We start from the raw sequence: 16,075 nt of genomic DNA, 5'->3' as shown, positions 1-16,075 counted from the left end.
CCCACTGCTCGTCGGTGAGCAGCACTTCACGTTTACCAGCCATCGAAGGACTCCTTTCGATGGTAGGTGTAACGCAAATCGTTACCTGGCGCAAGCTTATAACGTCAGGGTTTTGAAACAGCCTCTACTCTCTATCTGTTGTGTTGTCGCCATGATAACACCTGGGCAGAGTTAAGGTGTCCTGATTCTTCTCGCTTCTCAGTCGCCGCCCGAAACATACAAGCCCTGCAGTCAGCCCGGAAGCTTGTCTTGGCCAAAAAGCCGCCGATAGGTGTCTTGCGATCTCTTTTCATAGTCCAACATAAACAAAGAATCCTGACACCGTAAATCCTCCGGGCTTGCTTGTTCGGCTATGGCCATTTGGATGGCGGTACTAATTGGAGCGGGCATTGGTGCCATTCTCCTTGGACTTCTTGCAGGGGTTTGTGCGTTAGCGGCGATTGACTATGCTCGCACCTGCAGAGACTGACCATTGCAATTGCGTGAGAGATATTTGATATGCCAAACAAGTTGCCAATAATCTGCTGTTTAACAGCTACATTTGTTTTCTCTGTCAGTGCTGTGTTTTTCGGTATTGCAAGCGTTGATGCGAACCCAGTGAGTCGAAGCATATACATAACAACAGTAGTGTTTTCCGTGACTGGAGTTGCCTATTTATGGTATAATCAGTACTGGCGGTAGCGTCTTGTTTGCATGGGCTTCGAGTTATGGACAGTGTAAACGCTTATGGCAACTATATTCGAAAACACAGGCAAAACGGGAGCTTCTTCACCAAAACCACACACTCGCACGAAAAAATTGGTCCCTCAGGCTCTGTAGGATAAATTTAAGGTGTCAGGACTCTTTGTGTCCGTCTCACGTTTGCCCGGAAGCTTGTCTTGGCCAAAAAGCCGCCGATAGGGGTCTCGCCATCTCTTCTCATAGTCCAGCACAAACAAAGAGTCCTGACATCGTAAATCTTTCTGACACCTTAAAGAGACCCAGCGAGCTACTAAGATGACGACCGTGTCTCGCGAAGTGAAAGGGCTTTCTTCATATAGCCTGCGATTACTAAGTCTAGCCCGTGTTCGAAAGGCAACTTGTTCGCTTGCTCCAAGTAATAGATTGCTTGTTCGGGATTTCCGAGCTTCAAATACGATCTAGCCAAGTCGATAAACAATAACGTAGTGGGGCAGATATCCGAGGCACGTCGAAAGGACGCAATCGCATTTTCAAAGTCATCCATCGAAAAGTACGATTCACCTAGTCCTTTTAGAGCCAATTCACTAGTAGGCGAAAGAGTGACGGCAGCTTCAAAGCTGCTTTTGGCTGCATGAAATCTATGTTGCATTATCATGCAACGCCCCATGCAAATGTGTGACATAAAGTCACTTGGGTCAATCTCAATAGCAGTGTCAGCACTTTCCTGTGCCTGATCTAATTCGTTGAGACTTAAGTACGATAAACTGAGAAGTTGATGTAGTTCACAGCTCCGAGGTGTGAAACGCCTTGCCTCGAGTAAGTCAGCTATTGCTGCGGCGTGGTCTGAAAAGCGAAGTGACAGCAGTCGGCCTCGCATTATCAAATAGTCTGGGTCATAAGGAGCGGACAAAACTGCTTCGTTCAAAAGGTCCAATGCATCATCAAACAGCTCTGCTTCTTCAAGCTCTTCACAGCGATGTAGCGTGTCATCCTTATGCATGTAGCTAATCCTTGAACAAAAAAGGTGTCAGGACTCTTTGTGTCCTTCTCACGTTTGTCCGGAAGCTTGTCTTGGCCAAATAGCCGCCGATAGGGGTCTCACCATCTCTTCTCATCGTCCAGCACAAACAAAGAGTCCTGACACCTTAAATCCCTGACACCTTAAATCTTAAAATTCTCATTTACAGTGGTTCAGTGTTTCGGTTGCAGGTCACGAGCCGGCACGCTGCCAAGCACAAAATAAAGCTTCGGAAACGCCTTTAAGTAAGCTGGCGTGCCCCATCATACGCAGGCAGGCGTACTATTTCTTCGCCACGTCACGACTCCACAGCGTGAAGCTCCTGTCACTAAGAACATACTCCGATGAGCGGGAAAATGCAGGGGGATGATTAATCCAATAAAGCGATGCCAACGCGGCTTAGGTCTTGATCAAATGTTCGCAGCAAATCGAACGCTAACGGAGTGAATAGACAAGAGTTGTGAAATGACTCGTGCACGATATCTTCACCCGACCAACGTGATTTCCCATATCGAAGTGGACCGAATAATGTCGTAAACTTGGGAAGATTGCACTTGGAACATTCGCCGGAGTGCGCGACCACCTCATTATCGTGTAGGATCAACGGTCCTAGGTTACACATTGCCTGCAAGTAGAAATATCTTTCTTGTTGATCAAACGGAAGAAAACACGCTCCGACAAGTGATTCTTCGATTGCGGCTTTTACTTCCGCAGAGACAATCTTGAATTGGCCGTTGACACTGTGAAGTGGCTTCTTTGACTTCACTTCCGAGACACGGACGCTCGTGTCTACCACAATTCGCTTGCGTCCACATTCTCCACAAGTCGAAGAAAAATCAATCTCGTCAATCCAAAGATCGGGGAATAATACCTCCCACAGCGGAGCTCGCTGGTAATCGCTGTCGTCGTACTCTGGCCATATGGTCCGTGATACCTTAACATCCCAATGCTGATCATCGACAATTTCCTGAACCTTACTCAGGCGTGTCGGCTCATACGAACCAGTGAACTTAACACTTCTCTTGTTGCCCATGTCCTCGAAATAAAGGCCATGTTCGGAAAATATTCTCCGGAGTAATTCCAACGGCACCGGCAATGGCTTAGGAAAAGGCATTCCCTCAATGCGAATGGATTCTCGAATATCCATAGTTAAAGCCCTTGTCGAAGGATATCGCAAAGTGCATCATCTGCCATGCTCGGATAGCGAGCCTTATAGAAGTCAAACAATGCACCAGGAACAAAGTAAGGTGTCAACTCTTTGTGTCCTTCTCACGTTTGTCCGGAAGCTTGTCTTGGCCAAATAGCCGCCGATAGGTGTCTCACCATCTCTTCTCATCGTCCAACACAAACAAAGAGTCCTGACACCATAAATCTACTCCAGCGATAATAATACAGCACAACAGCAGACACGGCGAATATCGCAATGGCTGTGCCGACCAATCGACGCTTAGTTGTATCTGTTATTAGATTCCGAAACACTATGTCCTTCACCTTGATAGAATGTTCGTGTCACGGCCACTCGTGCCAACACATGCGTTATTACTAAGTGAGCAATTGTCATCTGGTGATGCATTGCAGGCACCCATCGGTGCAATCTGTGGTTCTCTTCACTCCCTCAGCATCGCATGGAAAACGTGAAACGCTTCCGCCCCAGTGGGCGGATGTAAACTTAAGAAAAAGTTTTTCACGGCCGTAAGCCTGCTGCCTGTACAGGCTTATCTCTGGCGTGCTCAAGAAAATGCTCGCAGGGCGTTTGAAGTTTGAAGCGCCTGGCTGGGATGCTTGAGGGAAGTCAAACGCGAAGCTTGCTGCGAGTGGCTATTTGCCGCCGGTGAGCATGCCGATTTGACGCTGGAATTCCCCTGTGTCGTTACCTCCCTGGATGACCATTTTATCACTGATTTGTGTCCGTACTTGGGCAACTGCGACGGTCACGCCATTGACGACGATGGCCAGCTCTTGCCCGCTCGGTGTGGCGGTCGCGGTGGCCATATTGGTGGCGCCGGTCGGGTTCAGGTTGATTTGCAGCGTGGCCGATTCGGAGTGAAGCGGGGGCGATTCGGAGTGAAGCGGGGGCGATTCGACCACCTCGGCGATGGTCGCGACATCGCTGGTAGCAATCAGCGGGGGCGTTTTCAGGAAGATCGGCTTGCCCGTCTCGGGATGCACGGCGGTGAGGCTGCTGGGGTCTTGCGTGGGATCAAGTTCGTAGATCTCGACCGTCATGCCTGGCGGCACGGCAACGGCGACTGGTTGTGGGGGAGGCGTTTTCCCACAGCCAGAGATCACGAACAGTGAAAACGAAATCATCAAAACAATACGAATCATGAAGTTCACAGGAAGATGCCTACAATGTTAGTTCTTAAGCAGTTCAATCGAAGTTTGAAGGGGCTCATGCGGCGGGCCAAGATTTATCAGTGGCGACGCGGCGATCGGAAGCGAACGTTGATTCAGACCCCTTGTTGTCTTCGGATATTGCGAGGAATAATTGTTCCTCGCCCCACAGTTTCGCACGAATTAGAGTCGCATGCACGGAATTCTGAATCTCAACAAGCCAGCCGGCAAGACCTCACGCGATATCGTGAACATCGTCCAGCGGTTGATTCGCCCAGTAAAAACAGGGCATGCGGGCACACTCGATCCCTTGGCAACCGGCGTGCTGGTTTGCCCTGTGGGGCACGGAACGAAACTAATCGAGTACATCCAGCGGCTTCCCAAGACGTACGTCGCGAAGTTTATTCTGGGAAAGAAGAGCGAAACGGAAGACATCGAAGGGCACGTCGAGACGCTCATCAATCCGCCCCAGCCATCGCGCGAGCAGATCGACGCGGCGCTTCCCTTGTTGCATGGCAAAATCATGCAAGTTCCGCCTGCCTTCTCGGCTTTAAAGATCGCTGGGAAGCGGGCGTACGATCTGGCTCGACAAGGAAAGAAGGTCGAGCTTGCAGCTCGCGAGATCGAAATCTATTCGATCGAAGTCCTGGCCTATCACTATCCCGATCTCTGGTTAGAGATCCGGTGTGGAAGTGGAACCTATGTCCGATCGCTCGGGCGCGATTTGGCCCAACAATTGGGGACCGAAGCGGTCATGGCCGAACTTGCCCGAACTGCGATCGGCAATTTTCGGCGGGAAGATGCGGTGAATCCATGCGAAGGGTTCGATCGCGCGACGATCGAACGATCGCTCTTGCCCACAGTGCAAGCCGTGCAGGGCCTGTCTCAAGTAACCGTTGGGCAGGAGGATATCGTGCGACTGGTGCACGGCAAGCTGATTTCGATCGACGTGGCCGAGGCCCGGGAAGCGGCTGTGGTCGATGCGGCCGGCAACCTGCTTGCCGTGGTCCAACCCGGCAAAGAGGGTGGTTGGCGATCGGTGCGGAACTTCGCCAACGACTACTTGTAGCGGCTGTAACGATGGTGCCATGCTTGTGGGATATGGCTTCTAGAGAATCGTTTGCGTGGGAAAAAAACGCATTGTGGCTTTGTCGCTAGCAAAGCCGAAGGAGGACAGTGGAGCGCCGGCTTCCGAGTTTTGGGTTCGGACTGGCTTCCATCGATCTCCCCGTTTTCCTGATAGCATCGCATGTTCGAAGAGCGAAGTATCCAGCGAGATTTGATCGCCATAGGATTGTCCGCGCTGACAATCTTCCTGGCGTTGTCGCTGTTGTCGTATCGCGCCGACGATGCGATCGGAGAACTTCCTGCTCCGCTGGCAAATTTTTATCAGCCTGATCAAGTTGTTTTTCCTCAACCGCAAGTCGTGCATAACCTGTGTGGTGGCATCGGCGCGTTGGCGGCTGACTTTCTGTTGGTAACGCTGGGGATTGGGGCTTACTTCGCCGTGGTTAGCCTCGGCACGCTCGATGTGGTCCTTCTCATGCGGCGCGAGATTACGTCGCCTGCGATTCGCCTGGCGGGTTGGCTGGCCACATTAGCTGGCATCACGACTCTGGTGACCATCGTCGTCCCTGGGGCTTCGCCAGGGCCGATCAGCGGTTCGGGTGGCAAGCTTGGTTTGGTCGGCCAGCAATTCCTCAGCGAGCACTTCGCCACAACCGGCAGCGTGATTCTTTGCCTCACGGTCATCGCTTGCGGGCTGCTGCTTTGTACCGAGTACGAACTGGTCCGCATTACTGTTTGGGGCCTCGTGAAGGCGAAGGAAAAGACTCAGGCCGGTGCGGCCGCCTGGAAGAGTCGTCGCGAACGCCTGGCCGAAGAGAAGCGTGCCAAACTGCGGGCTGAATTCGGTTTAGATGGCGAAGAAGATGAGTACGAATACGAAGAGGAAGAGGTCGACGAGAAGGGGGTTCGCATCAAGATCGGCGGTCGCCAGATCAAGACCGACGTTGACGAAGAGATTCCGTTTGAGGATGGCGAAGAAGTCCTAGGCGGCGAACAGGAAATCGACGAAGAAGAAGTCGACGAGGAGGAGCCAGAAGAGGAAGAAGAGATCGACGAAGAAGTCGAAGAGGAACTCGAGGAAGAGGAAATCGACGAGGAAGTTCCGATCACTCGCGTCGACAAGCCTCAGGAAACGTCACCTCTTTCGGTCAAGTCGCGCAAGAGCAAGAAGGAGAAACAGGACGAAGACCGCAAGTCGGTGATGAGCGAACTGGACAGCGCTGCCGATGGCCGATCGAATCCAAAGAACTACGAATTGCCGCCGATCGAACTGTTGATCGAGAGCGACGACTTCTCGTTCGAAGAACAGGAACGTGAAGTCCGCCAGAAGGCGAAAGTTCTCGAGAAAACGTTCCTCAACTTCGGCTTCAACGTGAAAGTGGTCGAAATCGAAACGGGCCCGGTCATTGCGCAGTACGAAGTCGAGCTCGAAGCAGGGCTGCGTTTGTCGAAAATCACCGGCCTGGCCGACGACCTGGCAATTGCCCTGCGAGTGCCCAGTGTGCGTATCGTGGCACCGATCCCCGGCAAGAACACCGTTGGTATCGAAGTCCCGAACGAAGAACGCCAGATGGTGCGTTTACGCGAGGTGATGGAAGAAGCCAGCGGTCGCATGAACAAGATGAAGGTGCCGATCTTCCTCGGTAAGGACGTTTCGGGGAACTCGTTGGCGGTCGACCTCGCAGCGATGCCTCACCTTCTGATCGCCGGTCGTACGGGTACCGGTAAGTCGGTCTGTTTGAACGCGCTAATCACCTCGATCTTGATGACGCGCCGTCCCGATGAAGTTCGCATGCTGATGATCGACCCGAAAATGGTCGAACTCTCGTGCTACCGCACACTGCCGCATTTGATGCACCCGGTGGTGACCGACATGAAGAAGGCCGAAGCGATCCTGGCTTGGGCCGTCGAAAAGATGGAAGAGCGTTACCAACTGCTTGCCCAGGTTGGTGTGCGTCACTTGAGTGCGTTCAACGCACTTGGTGAAGAAGAAATCTGGGATCGCATGGGCTGCGAAGATGAGGGGGAACGGAACAACGTCGCGACGCACTTGCCCTACATCGTGATCGTGGCGGACGAAATCGCCGACATGATGATGACTGCCGGTAAGGAAGTTGAACAACACATTATTCGATTGGCCCAAAAGTCGCGAGCGGTCGGTATCCACCTGATTCTCGCCACGCAGAAGCCGACCGTGGACGTTATTACCGGTTTGATCAAATCCAACTTACCAGCACGTATCTCCTTCCAGGTCGCCAGTCGTACGGACAGCCGCGTGGTTCTCGACGAAATGGGGGCCGACAAGCTGCTGGGCAATGGTGACATGTTATTCCTCTGGCCAGGCACGTCGACGCTGATGCGTGGTCAAGGTACGTACCTGAGCGACGAAGAGATCAACCGCGTCGTCGAATTCGTCAGTACGGGCGAGCAAGACTTCGTGAAAGAGCTCGTCCAACTGAAGGTCGAAGACGGCGCGACCGCCGACCCGGCCAAGATGAAGAAGCGAGACGAACTATACGAAGCAGCCGTCGACGTGATTGTCGCCGAGCAACGCGGAAGCGTGTCGCTCCTGCAGCGGGCATTAGGCGTGGGCTATGGTCGCGGAGCCCGCCTGATCGATTTCATGGCGGAAGACGGGATCGTTGGTCCCTATAACGGCTCACAGGCGCGCGAAGTGGTCATTACACCAGAAGAGTGGGAACTGATGAAATCAGGCCAGTCCGCCCCGACGGAAGTCGAGCCGGAACCGGTTGCCGCCGCGCCAAAGGCAAAACGATCGAACAAGATCAAGCCGCACATTCCTGAGGAGGAAGAGGAAGAAGAGGAAATCGACGAAGAGATCGAAGAGGAGTACGAGGAAGAAGAATACGAAGAGGAAGACGGCGACGGCGAAGAGTACGAATACGAAGAGGACGAGGAAGCCGAGTACGAAGAAGAAGAGTATGAGGAGTCGGACGAGGAAGAAGAGGAATACGAAGACGACGATGAAGAGTACTTAGAGGAAAGTGCTTAAATGCCAGTTGGCCATGTTCGTTGAAGCCTGCTGACGCGATGGGAGTACCCTTCCGCAGATTTCAGGCAGCTCCGATTCCCGCACCCCTCAGGGGAGAGGGGAACGTAATGGGCGAACCAGGCAACGGGTTACGAAGTCTCTAATTCAAGAGTTTGAAAAACCAACGGCCGAAAGCGGAACGGAGAAAACGTCCAACCACGCCTCAAGGGCGTCCCAACTTGACAGTTCTCATTGCCACTTCTAAACTTACGTCTTCAAATCGACCATTATGTGTCCCCTGGGACCCACCATGATTCAGCCCATCGTCAACCCTATCGTAATTCACATTGTGGGAGTACCTCCCATTTCGGCGTAGGGTCTGCGAACACGAATGATTCAAAGGTAAGCCCTGACGCCCCAACGGTTTCAGGGCTTTTTTGTTGAACCGCCTTTGTCTTGCCTGATGGCCGGCAAACGGTAGCACCCAAGCGGATCGCCCCATGAAGAAGATTGAAATTTACGACACGACCCTGCGTGATGGAGCCCAAGGGGAAGGCGTTAGCTTTTCTTTGCAGGACAAGCTGGCAATCACACAGCGTCTGGACGAAATTGGCGTCGACTTCATTGAAGGGGGCTACCCTCTTTCTAACGAGAAAGACGCCGAGTACTTCCGTCGCGTGCAAGAGCTCGACCTGAAGCAGATCAAGGTCTGCGCTTTTGGTATGACACGCCGCAAGGGGATGGAAGCCAAGGACGATCCCGGCATGCAGGCTCTGCTGAACTCCGGAGCACCTGTGGTGACGATTGTCGGTAAGACGCACGACTTCCATGTGACCGATGTGCTGCGGGTCTCGTTGGAAGAAAACCTTTCGATGATCGCCGATTCGATTGGCCTGATGGTCGCAGAAGGACGGGAAGCGATCTATGACGCCGAGCACTTCTTTGACGGCTGGAAGGCCAACCCTGACTACGCCGCTCAAACCATACAAGCTGCCGCCAAAGCTGGCGCCAGGATGGTCGTGCTGTGTGATACCAACGGGGGCAGTCTTCCGGAAGAAGTCGCCGAGTTGGTGAAAGCCGCAATCGATGCTTTGTCGGAATACAACGTGCCAGTCGGCATCCATACCCACAACGACGGCGAACTTGCCGTGGCCAATGCCTTGGCGGCTGTCGATGCGGGCGCGTTGCAGATCCAAGGAACCATTAATGGCTTTGGCGAACGCTGCGGTAACGCCGATCTGATTTCGTGCGTGGCGAACCTTGCATTAAAGAAAAAAGGTTACGAAGTGCTAGGCGGGGATGGGCTCGATCACCTGACCGAGTTGTCCCGATTTGTTTACGACACGGCCAACGTCAATCGCCGCAACAATCAGGCATTCGTCGGACAAAGTGCGTTCGCTCACAAAGGGGGAATGCACGTACACGCGGTGAATCGAGCTGCTTCCAGCTACGAACATATTTCGCCCGAGTTGGTTGGCAACGAACGTCGCGTGCTAGTCAGCGAACTCTCCGGTCGCTCGAACATCATGGCTCTCACCACCAAGATGAATATCGAGCAAGATCGCGAAGTGATGGATAAGATCCTCGCCCGCGTGGTCGAACTGGAAAACAAAGGCTTTCAGTTCGAGGCAGCCGAAGCGTCGTTCGAGCTTTTGGTACGCAAAATACTGGGAACGTTTACCTCGCACTTCGAGACGCTCAAGTACCACGTCGAGATCGAAGACTTCGTCGATCGACAAGACATGGAGTTGACCACCGAGGCAACGATCAAGCTGAACGTCAACGGCAGCCAAAAACATGAAGTGGGCGAAGGGGACGGCCCGATCGATGCATTGAGTGCCGCCCTGCGTAAAGCGCTCGACGTCGCTTTTCCGAACCTGAAACGTATGAAGCTAGTCGATTACAAGGTACGCGTGGTGAACAGCGAAGCAGGTACCGCCGCTCGCACTCGCGTTCAGATCGAATGCAGCGACGAGCACGACGTGTGGGGGACAATCGGCGTGAGTGAGAACATCATTCAGGCCAGCTGGAATGCCCTGGTCGACGCCGTGGAATACAAACTACATAAAGACGAGTCCGCCGCCAAAGCTTCCACGAACAAGGAAGTCGCCGCGACAAACTAGTCTGGCAACATAAATGTCGATGGAGCTCGAGAGATCGGTCCATCGAAACACTTCCGTTTCCTTTCCCCGGCAAGTGGGGCGAGGAGACAAGCTACTGAAACACTAACAATCATTCGTTCATAGCGAGTCATACTGGTGGCGTTTTCCGCTCAGGACATTCCAAATCGTTTTGATTTCTCGATCTCGCCCAAAATCTACGAGTATTGGGAATCGAAGCGTTTCTTCCATAGCGAGCCCGATCCTAATCGCAAACCCTTCACGATTGTGATTCCCCCACCCAATGTGACCGGGGCGTTGCATCTGGGGCACGCGCTCAACAACACATTGCAAGACGTGTTGATCCGTTACAAGCGGATGAAAGGTTTCAACACCCTCTGGATTCCTGGTACCGACCATGCCGGTATCGCCACACAGGCGGTGGTCGAGCGTCGCATCTTCGAGCAGGAGAAGAAGAGCCGGCACGACCTGGGCCGCGAAGAACTGGTCCGCCGTATCTGGGATTGGAAAGATCAGTACGAGGCCCGCATTCTTGGTCAGCTGAAGCGTCTAGGAAGCAGCTGCGACTGGGAGCGAACGCGTTTCACGTTAGACGAACGCTGTGCCCGCGCGGTGCGACGAACCTTCTTCGACTTGTTTGCCAAGCAGTGGATCTACAAAGGCAAACGTCTGGTCAACTGGGATACGTTCCTGCAAACGGCTGTGAGCGACGACGAAGTGTTCGACGAAACGACCGATGGTCATTTCTGGCACTTCAAATACCCGGTGATCGATCCCAAGCCGGGTGAACCCAAGTACGTGACGATCGCGACGACTCGTCCTGAAACAATGCTTGGCGATACCGCTGTGGCCGTCCATCCGAATCCGGAGAAGGCGCTCAACACGATCGAAGCGGAATTGAAAGAAAAACTGAAAGAAGCCGCTGGCAAAGACAAGCCGGCGATCCAGGAACAGCTCGATCAAATTGCGGAACGTCGCGAGACGATGCTCCCGCAATTGATTCAGCTACGCGACATGGCCCTCGATGGTCGCAAACTGATGCTGCCGCTGGTCGATCGCGAAATTCCGCTCGTGGCCGATCAATGGGCGAAGCCGGAACTCGGCTCTGGCTGCGTGAAAATCACGCCGGCTCACGATCCGAACGACTACGAGGTGGGACGTCGGCAAGACTTGCCGATGATCAACATCTTGAATCCTGACGGCACCATGAACGAGGTGACCGGCGAATATGTGGGGCTCACAATTCCGAAAGCTCGCGAAGCGGTGGTGCGCGATCTGGAAGCATTGCAGCTGATGGAGAAGGTGGAAGATCGCAAGATCGAAATGCCGTACTCCGATCGCAGTAAGACACCGATCGAGCCGTACCTGGCCGACCAGTGGTTCGTCAAAATGGACGACCTCGCCCAAAGCGCGATGGACGCGGTGAAAGATGGCCGCGTGAAGATCTTCCCGCAACGATACGCCAACGGCTATCTCGACTGGCTGAGCGAAAAGCGAGACTGGCCGGTCAGTCGCCAATTGTGGTGGGGACATCAAATTCCGATCTGGTCGCAAGAGTGTGCCCACAAGGAAGATCACGACGCGCTGGTGGCCAAGTTGGATGCTGATCCGGATATTCAAAGCCATAAGGTGAACTACCAGATCGAACGCGATGTCGAACTGGAAGCTGCTGAGAAGACTGGGACGATTCAAGGTGCCGCTCGGGCCGCGATGCCGTACAGCCAGGTGCATGTGTGCATCGCCGACGAAGACGACACGTTGGCTGCCAAGTACGAAGCGATGGGCTTCGTCCGCGAAGAAGATGTGCTTGATACCTGGTTCAGCTCGGCTCTGTGGCCGCATTCGACACTCGGTTGGCCAGAGCACACTCCCGAGCTCGAATATTACTATCCCACCAGTACGCTGATTACCAGCCGCGACATCATTACGTTGTGGGTGGCTCGCATGGTGCTGGCCGGTATCAACAACATGGGTGAGATTCCGTTCCGCGAAGTCTTCATTCACCCGACCATCTTAGATGGCCTTGGCGAACGAATGAGCAAGTCGAAGGGGAACGGTGTCGACCCACTTGATGTGATCGATCGTTTCGGCGCCGACTCGTTACGCTTCGGATTGGCCTATCTGACCACCGAAACGCAAGACGTGCGCATGCCGGTGCAGTTCGAGTGCCCGCATTGCAACGCGTTGCTCGATCAGACAAAGAAGAATCGCCAACAGCCGCGCATCGAATGCAAGAAGTGTGGTAAAGCGTTCAGTACCCAATGGGCGGAAAGTGAAGAAGACAAGGCGTTGCCTCGCGGCTCTGTCGTGAGCGAACGGTTTGAGCTGGGACGGAACTTCTGCAACAAGCTATGGAATGCAGCTCGCTTCACGATGATGAACCTGGAAGGTTACACACCAGGTACCGTCTCGGACGACGAACTTCAGCTGGAAGATCGTTGGATTCTATCGCGGCTGCATACCGTGACCAAGGAAGTGGAACGTTGCTACGAAAACTACGGCTATGCCGACGCGGCGCGGGCTACGTATGATTTCGCTTGGGACGAGTTCTGCAACTTCTACGTGGAAATCTTGAAAGAGCGTTTCCAAGATGAGAAGCAGCGTCCAACGGCGCAGCGCGTGATCACTTACGTACTCGATAGCATGCTGCGACTGCTGCATCCGATCATTCCATTCATCACCGAAGAGATCTGGCAGACCCTCGGCAAGATTGCACCGATGCGTGGTTTAGAGCAGGTCACCGAAGCGACCGAAAGCATCATGGAAAGCTCTTGGCCAGAGATCGCTGCCAAGTGGGAAGATGGTACGATCGAGACACAGTTCTCGGTCTTCCAGGAAACCCTGGGCAGTTTGCGTGAAATTCGTAGCCGGCAAAACATTGGTCCTAAAGACACGATGGAGTTCGTCATTCGCTGCGACGACGCCAAGGCCAAGCTGCTAGGCACGATGTCTCCTTACTTCCTGTCGATGAACAATGCTCGTAGCTGTGGCTTAGGAAACGCGGTGGAGGTTCCCGAAACCAACGCCACGATCACCGCGGGCGACATGGAGATTTTTGTCGACCTCAAGGACTTCATCGATGTCGAAGCGGAGATTGAGCGAAATGAAAAGCTGAAATCGAAGCTCGTCCAACTGGTGACAACCAAGGAGAAGAAGCTGAGCAACGACAGCTTCGTCAGCCGTGCCCCCGCCGATATCGTGGCGAAAGAGCGGGAGAGTCTGGAGCAAGCTCGCCAGGAACTCGAGCGCGTCATATCCGCACTCGCTCGCTTACGGGAGTCGGCTGCAAAGTAAGTCCCCCGGGGTGGGACTGTTCCCAGATAAAATTCCCCGAGATATAATCGAATGAGAACGTTTCTCGGTCATCACGTTCGTCGTGGCAAGCTCGTATGAGCTGATGCATAATGCCCAGACGGCTGCGTGACGACCGAGAAGGTATGCTCGTTCATCGAGAATCCCTGCGGAAAGCTGCACCTCCTATGCCGATCCAGATGGAACTCTCGCGGATCATTATCAGCGAGATCAACGACCAGCAGGTTATTTATTTGAAGGAAGTGGACGGGGACCGTCAGTTCCCGATCATGATTGGTATCTTCGAGGCGACCAGCATTCATCGTCGTGTGAAAGAGTTCATCCCGCCTCGCCCACTGACCCACGATTTAATCGTAAGCATTGTCGAGCGATTAGGGGGAGAGCTCGATAGCGTCATCATCAACGATCTGAAAGAGGGAACCTACTTCGCTAATCTGCGGGTAAAGGTTGATGGTGAATTGATCTCGGTCGACGCTCGTCCGTCCGATGCGATCGCAGTAGCTGTCACTAGCCAGCCTCACCTGCCTATCTACGTCGAAGAGCATGTACTCGAAGAGTCGGAAGTTTAATCCAATCTTCGGAGTGCCTGATCGAACTTTTCGCGTCCGGTATAGTTAGGTTGGACGTCAGGAATGAATTGATCGCAGTCCCCCTAAGAGGGCATGCTGAGATTGCGGTCTGACCGCAAATTGACCACCTGCCTCAAAATAGGCTCGTACGGCTTGGTCTAAAAAAGATTCCCCCTCTTGTGGAATTGTGACTCTCCTGGTTTTCACCCCTTGCTTCTCTTAATTCCATCTTAGTGGTGCAATGTATTCCTGTGAGGCGATCTGATGAAGGCCTGATGCGCCAAAATTCTCAATTTGGATGACATTCTGTTCGACAAAAAGGTTGACGGGTTCTATGCGAACCCCTAGATTAAGCCCCTGTCCTGTAAAAATCTCATCTTTTCGCAAAAAAGGGACTTGTCTATGGCTGTGCGAATCAACCGCGGTTTTACCCTTGTAGAACTGCTTGTCGTCATCGCGATCATCGGCGTACTGATCGCTTTGCTTCTACCCGCCGTTCAACAGGCTCGCGAAGCTGCCCGAAGGATGCAATGCACCAGTAATCTCCGCCAGATGGGACTCGGGTTGCACAACTATCATGACACGTACGGCGTGTTTCCGCCTGGGAAGATTACCGAAGGAAATTGTTGTGGAACGAAGAGTCGTTCGAACTGGGCGATCATGATTCTGCCGTTCATCGAGCAAGGCAATCTGGCCGATCGCTACAACAACAGTGTCTACAACGAAGACGCTCCCAATCAGTTCGTGCGAGAGTCTCAGGTCGATATCTATATGTGTCCCTCTGATCCCGAGGCTGGCAAGCTCGAGAAGCCCGGTAGCGGTCCGGGTAGTGGTTTGGCTTACGCACACGGTTCCTATCGCTGCATGGGCGGTCGGAGCGATGGCTCTGGCTGGTGGGACAATAATCAGGCATCGTCTTTGCCGAAACAGTGGAAAGGTCTACTACATGCGGTGGGGACGCTTGGGCTCGATACCGAACGGATGGCCAGTGTCGTCGATGGAACTTCCAACACGCTCGTGATTGGTGAAATGAGCACGCGAACGGAAACCCGCCGTGGTACGTTCTGGGCCTACAGCTACACGTCGTACAATTCTTCCGATGCCCATGATCAGCCTCGTACATTGATCAGCGATTACAACAAGTGCGTCGCCATCGGTGGATCCGGTGGATCGAACTCCTGTAAGCGAGGTTGGGGTAGCTTCCATGCTGGCGGCAACTTGGATTTCCTGTTGGCCGACGGTTCCGTGAAGTTGGTTCCACTGACGATTGATATGCAGGTCTGGGTGAACGGTGCCACGATCGCCGGAAGCGAGGCAACGACACTTCCTTGATCGATCTTGTAGTCAAACCAGGAGCGTGCAGGTTTTGTTGAGATTGGACGTGGGCAGCGACGCAGTTTGCGACTGGTCCAATCTCAACAACTTGTGGCTCCGACCGCTTACCGAGACTTCTCATCTTTTCATCTGGAACTAGGAGCAACGTGGACGATGCGCTCGTTTGGTATGGCATTGAGCATAATCGGTCTCTTGGCCGTCGGCGCCCTGGGATGTGGATCCCAAGGAAATATCGCGCCGGTAACCGGAACAATCACTCTGGATGGCGCTCCTTTGGAAGGAGCAGCCGTTAGTTTTCAACCGATTGCGTCGGAAGGGGAATTGACCGTCAGTGGAATGGGTTCGTACGGTAAGACCGACGCCCAGGGCCATTATTCCCTGAAGTTGATCGAGACCGATGGTGAAGGGGCTTCGGTCGGTTCGCATCGTGTTCAAGTCAGCGTTGCCGAGGAACAAGCTGGCGACGCGTTAACAACTGACAAAGTGCCTTCTCGGTATCGGGGCTTTGACTCGGAGCTAACCTTCGACGTTCCTTCCAGTGGCACCGAGACGGCCAACTTCGATCTCACTACGAAACGGAAGCGATAAGTACGATACGGATCGGCGATACCCACAAAAAAAGGCCATCCGTAGATGGCCTTTTCTT

General features: G+C 53.5%; 10 protein-coding genes. 7 read left to right on the top strand and 3 right to left on the bottom strand.

All coding sequences use genetic code 11. The features are described from left to right. Positions 1-991: 991 nt before the first annotated feature. From C5Y83_RS29040 to C5Y83_RS29030, 3 genes are all read right to left on the bottom strand, one after another. Positions 992-1,681 carry a tetratricopeptide repeat protein gene (locus C5Y83_RS29040; RefSeq protein ID WP_105333315.1) on the bottom strand — a complete coding sequence of 230 codons (690 nt, stop codon included), beginning with the start codon at positions 1,679-1,681 and terminating at the stop codon, positions 992-994. A 388-nt stretch (positions 1,682-2,069) separates the two neighbouring features. Next, entirely contained in the window at positions 2,070-2,732 is a 663-nt protein-coding gene (locus C5Y83_RS29035; protein ID WP_105333314.1) for a hypothetical protein, read from the bottom strand. A 785-nt stretch (positions 2,733-3,517) separates the two neighbouring features. After that, positions 3,518-4,027, bottom strand: a complete 510-nt coding sequence (locus tag C5Y83_RS29030; protein WP_105333313.1) for a SecDF P1 head subdomain-containing protein — start codon at positions 4,025-4,027, stop codon at positions 3,518-3,520. Positions 4,028-4,226: 199 nt separating this feature from the next. Between C5Y83_RS29030 and truB the strand changes: the two genes are divergently transcribed. The 7 genes from truB to C5Y83_RS28995 all read left to right on the top strand — a co-directional run bounded on the left by truB (position 4,227) and on the right by C5Y83_RS28995 (position 16,017). Next, positions 4,227-5,102 carry a tRNA pseudouridine(55) synthase TruB gene (gene truB / locus C5Y83_RS29025; protein WP_105333312.1) on the top strand — a complete coding sequence of 292 codons (876 nt, stop codon included), beginning with the start codon at positions 4,227-4,229 and terminating at the stop codon, positions 5,100-5,102. A 180-nt stretch (positions 5,103-5,282) separates the two neighbouring features. Beyond that, a complete protein-coding gene (locus tag C5Y83_RS29020) occupies positions 5,283-8,114 on the top strand; it encodes a DNA translocase FtsK (protein WP_105333311.1) in 2,832 nt (943 codons plus the stop codon). Between the two features lie 479 nt (positions 8,115-8,593). Further along, positions 8,594-10,216, top strand: a complete 1,623-nt coding sequence (gene cimA / locus C5Y83_RS29015) for a citramalate synthase (RefSeq protein ID WP_105333310.1) — start codon at positions 8,594-8,596, stop codon at positions 10,214-10,216. A 132-nt stretch (positions 10,217-10,348) separates the two neighbouring features. Beyond that, entirely contained in the window at positions 10,349-13,507 is a 3,159-nt protein-coding gene (locus C5Y83_RS29010) for a valine--tRNA ligase (RefSeq protein ID WP_105333309.1), read from the top strand. Between the two features lie 185 nt (positions 13,508-13,692). Next, the gene (locus C5Y83_RS29005) at positions 13,693-14,094 is read left to right on the top strand and encodes a bifunctional nuclease family protein (RefSeq protein WP_105333308.1); all 402 of its coding nucleotides are present in this window, start codon (positions 13,693-13,695) and stop codon (positions 14,092-14,094) included. A 402-nt stretch (positions 14,095-14,496) separates the two neighbouring features. Then, positions 14,497-15,426, top strand: a complete 930-nt coding sequence (locus C5Y83_RS29000) for a DUF1559 domain-containing protein (RefSeq protein ID WP_105333307.1) — start codon at positions 14,497-14,499, stop codon at positions 15,424-15,426. A 156-nt stretch (positions 15,427-15,582) separates the two neighbouring features. Then, positions 15,583-16,017: a carboxypeptidase regulatory-like domain-containing protein gene (locus C5Y83_RS28995; protein ID WP_105333306.1), complete on the top strand. Its 435-nt coding sequence runs from the start codon at positions 15,583-15,585 to the stop codon at positions 16,015-16,017. The last annotated feature ends 58 nt before the right edge of the window (positions 16,018-16,075 follow it).

The sequence above is a fragment of the Blastopirellula marina genome, from assembly GCF_002967765.1.
Lineage (GTDB): Bacteria > Planctomycetota > Planctomycetia > Pirellulales > Pirellulaceae > Bremerella > Bremerella marina_A.
This window is presented reverse-complemented; position numbering and strand designations above follow the sequence as displayed.

What these genes read in the sequence shown, in the direction of transcription:
- C5Y83_RS29040 (WP_105333315.1), bottom strand. Translation starts at nt 1,681, where the DNA reads ATGCATAAGGATGACACGCTACATCGCTGTGAAGAGCTTGAAGAAGCA.
- C5Y83_RS29035 (WP_105333314.1), bottom strand. Translation starts at nt 2,732, where the DNA reads ATGGGCAACAAGAGAAGTGTTAAGTTCACTGGTTCGTATGAGCCGACA.
- C5Y83_RS29030 (WP_105333313.1), bottom strand. Translation starts at nt 4,027, where the DNA reads ATGATTCGTATTGTTTTGATGATTTCGTTTTCACTGTTCGTGATCTCT.
- truB (WP_105333312.1), top strand. Translation starts at nt 4,227, where the DNA reads ATGCACGGAATTCTGAATCTCAACAAGCCAGCCGGCAAGACCTCACGC.
- C5Y83_RS29020 (WP_105333311.1), top strand. Translation starts at nt 5,283, where the DNA reads ATGTTCGAAGAGCGAAGTATCCAGCGAGATTTGATCGCCATAGGATTG.
- cimA (WP_105333310.1), top strand. Translation starts at nt 8,594, where the DNA reads ATGAAGAAGATTGAAATTTACGACACGACCCTGCGTGATGGAGCCCAA.
- C5Y83_RS29005 (WP_105333308.1), top strand. Translation starts at nt 13,693, where the DNA reads ATGCCGATCCAGATGGAACTCTCGCGGATCATTATCAGCGAGATCAAC.
- C5Y83_RS29000 (WP_105333307.1), top strand. Translation starts at nt 14,497, where the DNA reads ATGGCTGTGCGAATCAACCGCGGTTTTACCCTTGTAGAACTGCTTGTC.
- C5Y83_RS28995 (WP_105333306.1), top strand. Translation starts at nt 15,583, where the DNA reads ATGCGCTCGTTTGGTATGGCATTGAGCATAATCGGTCTCTTGGCCGTC.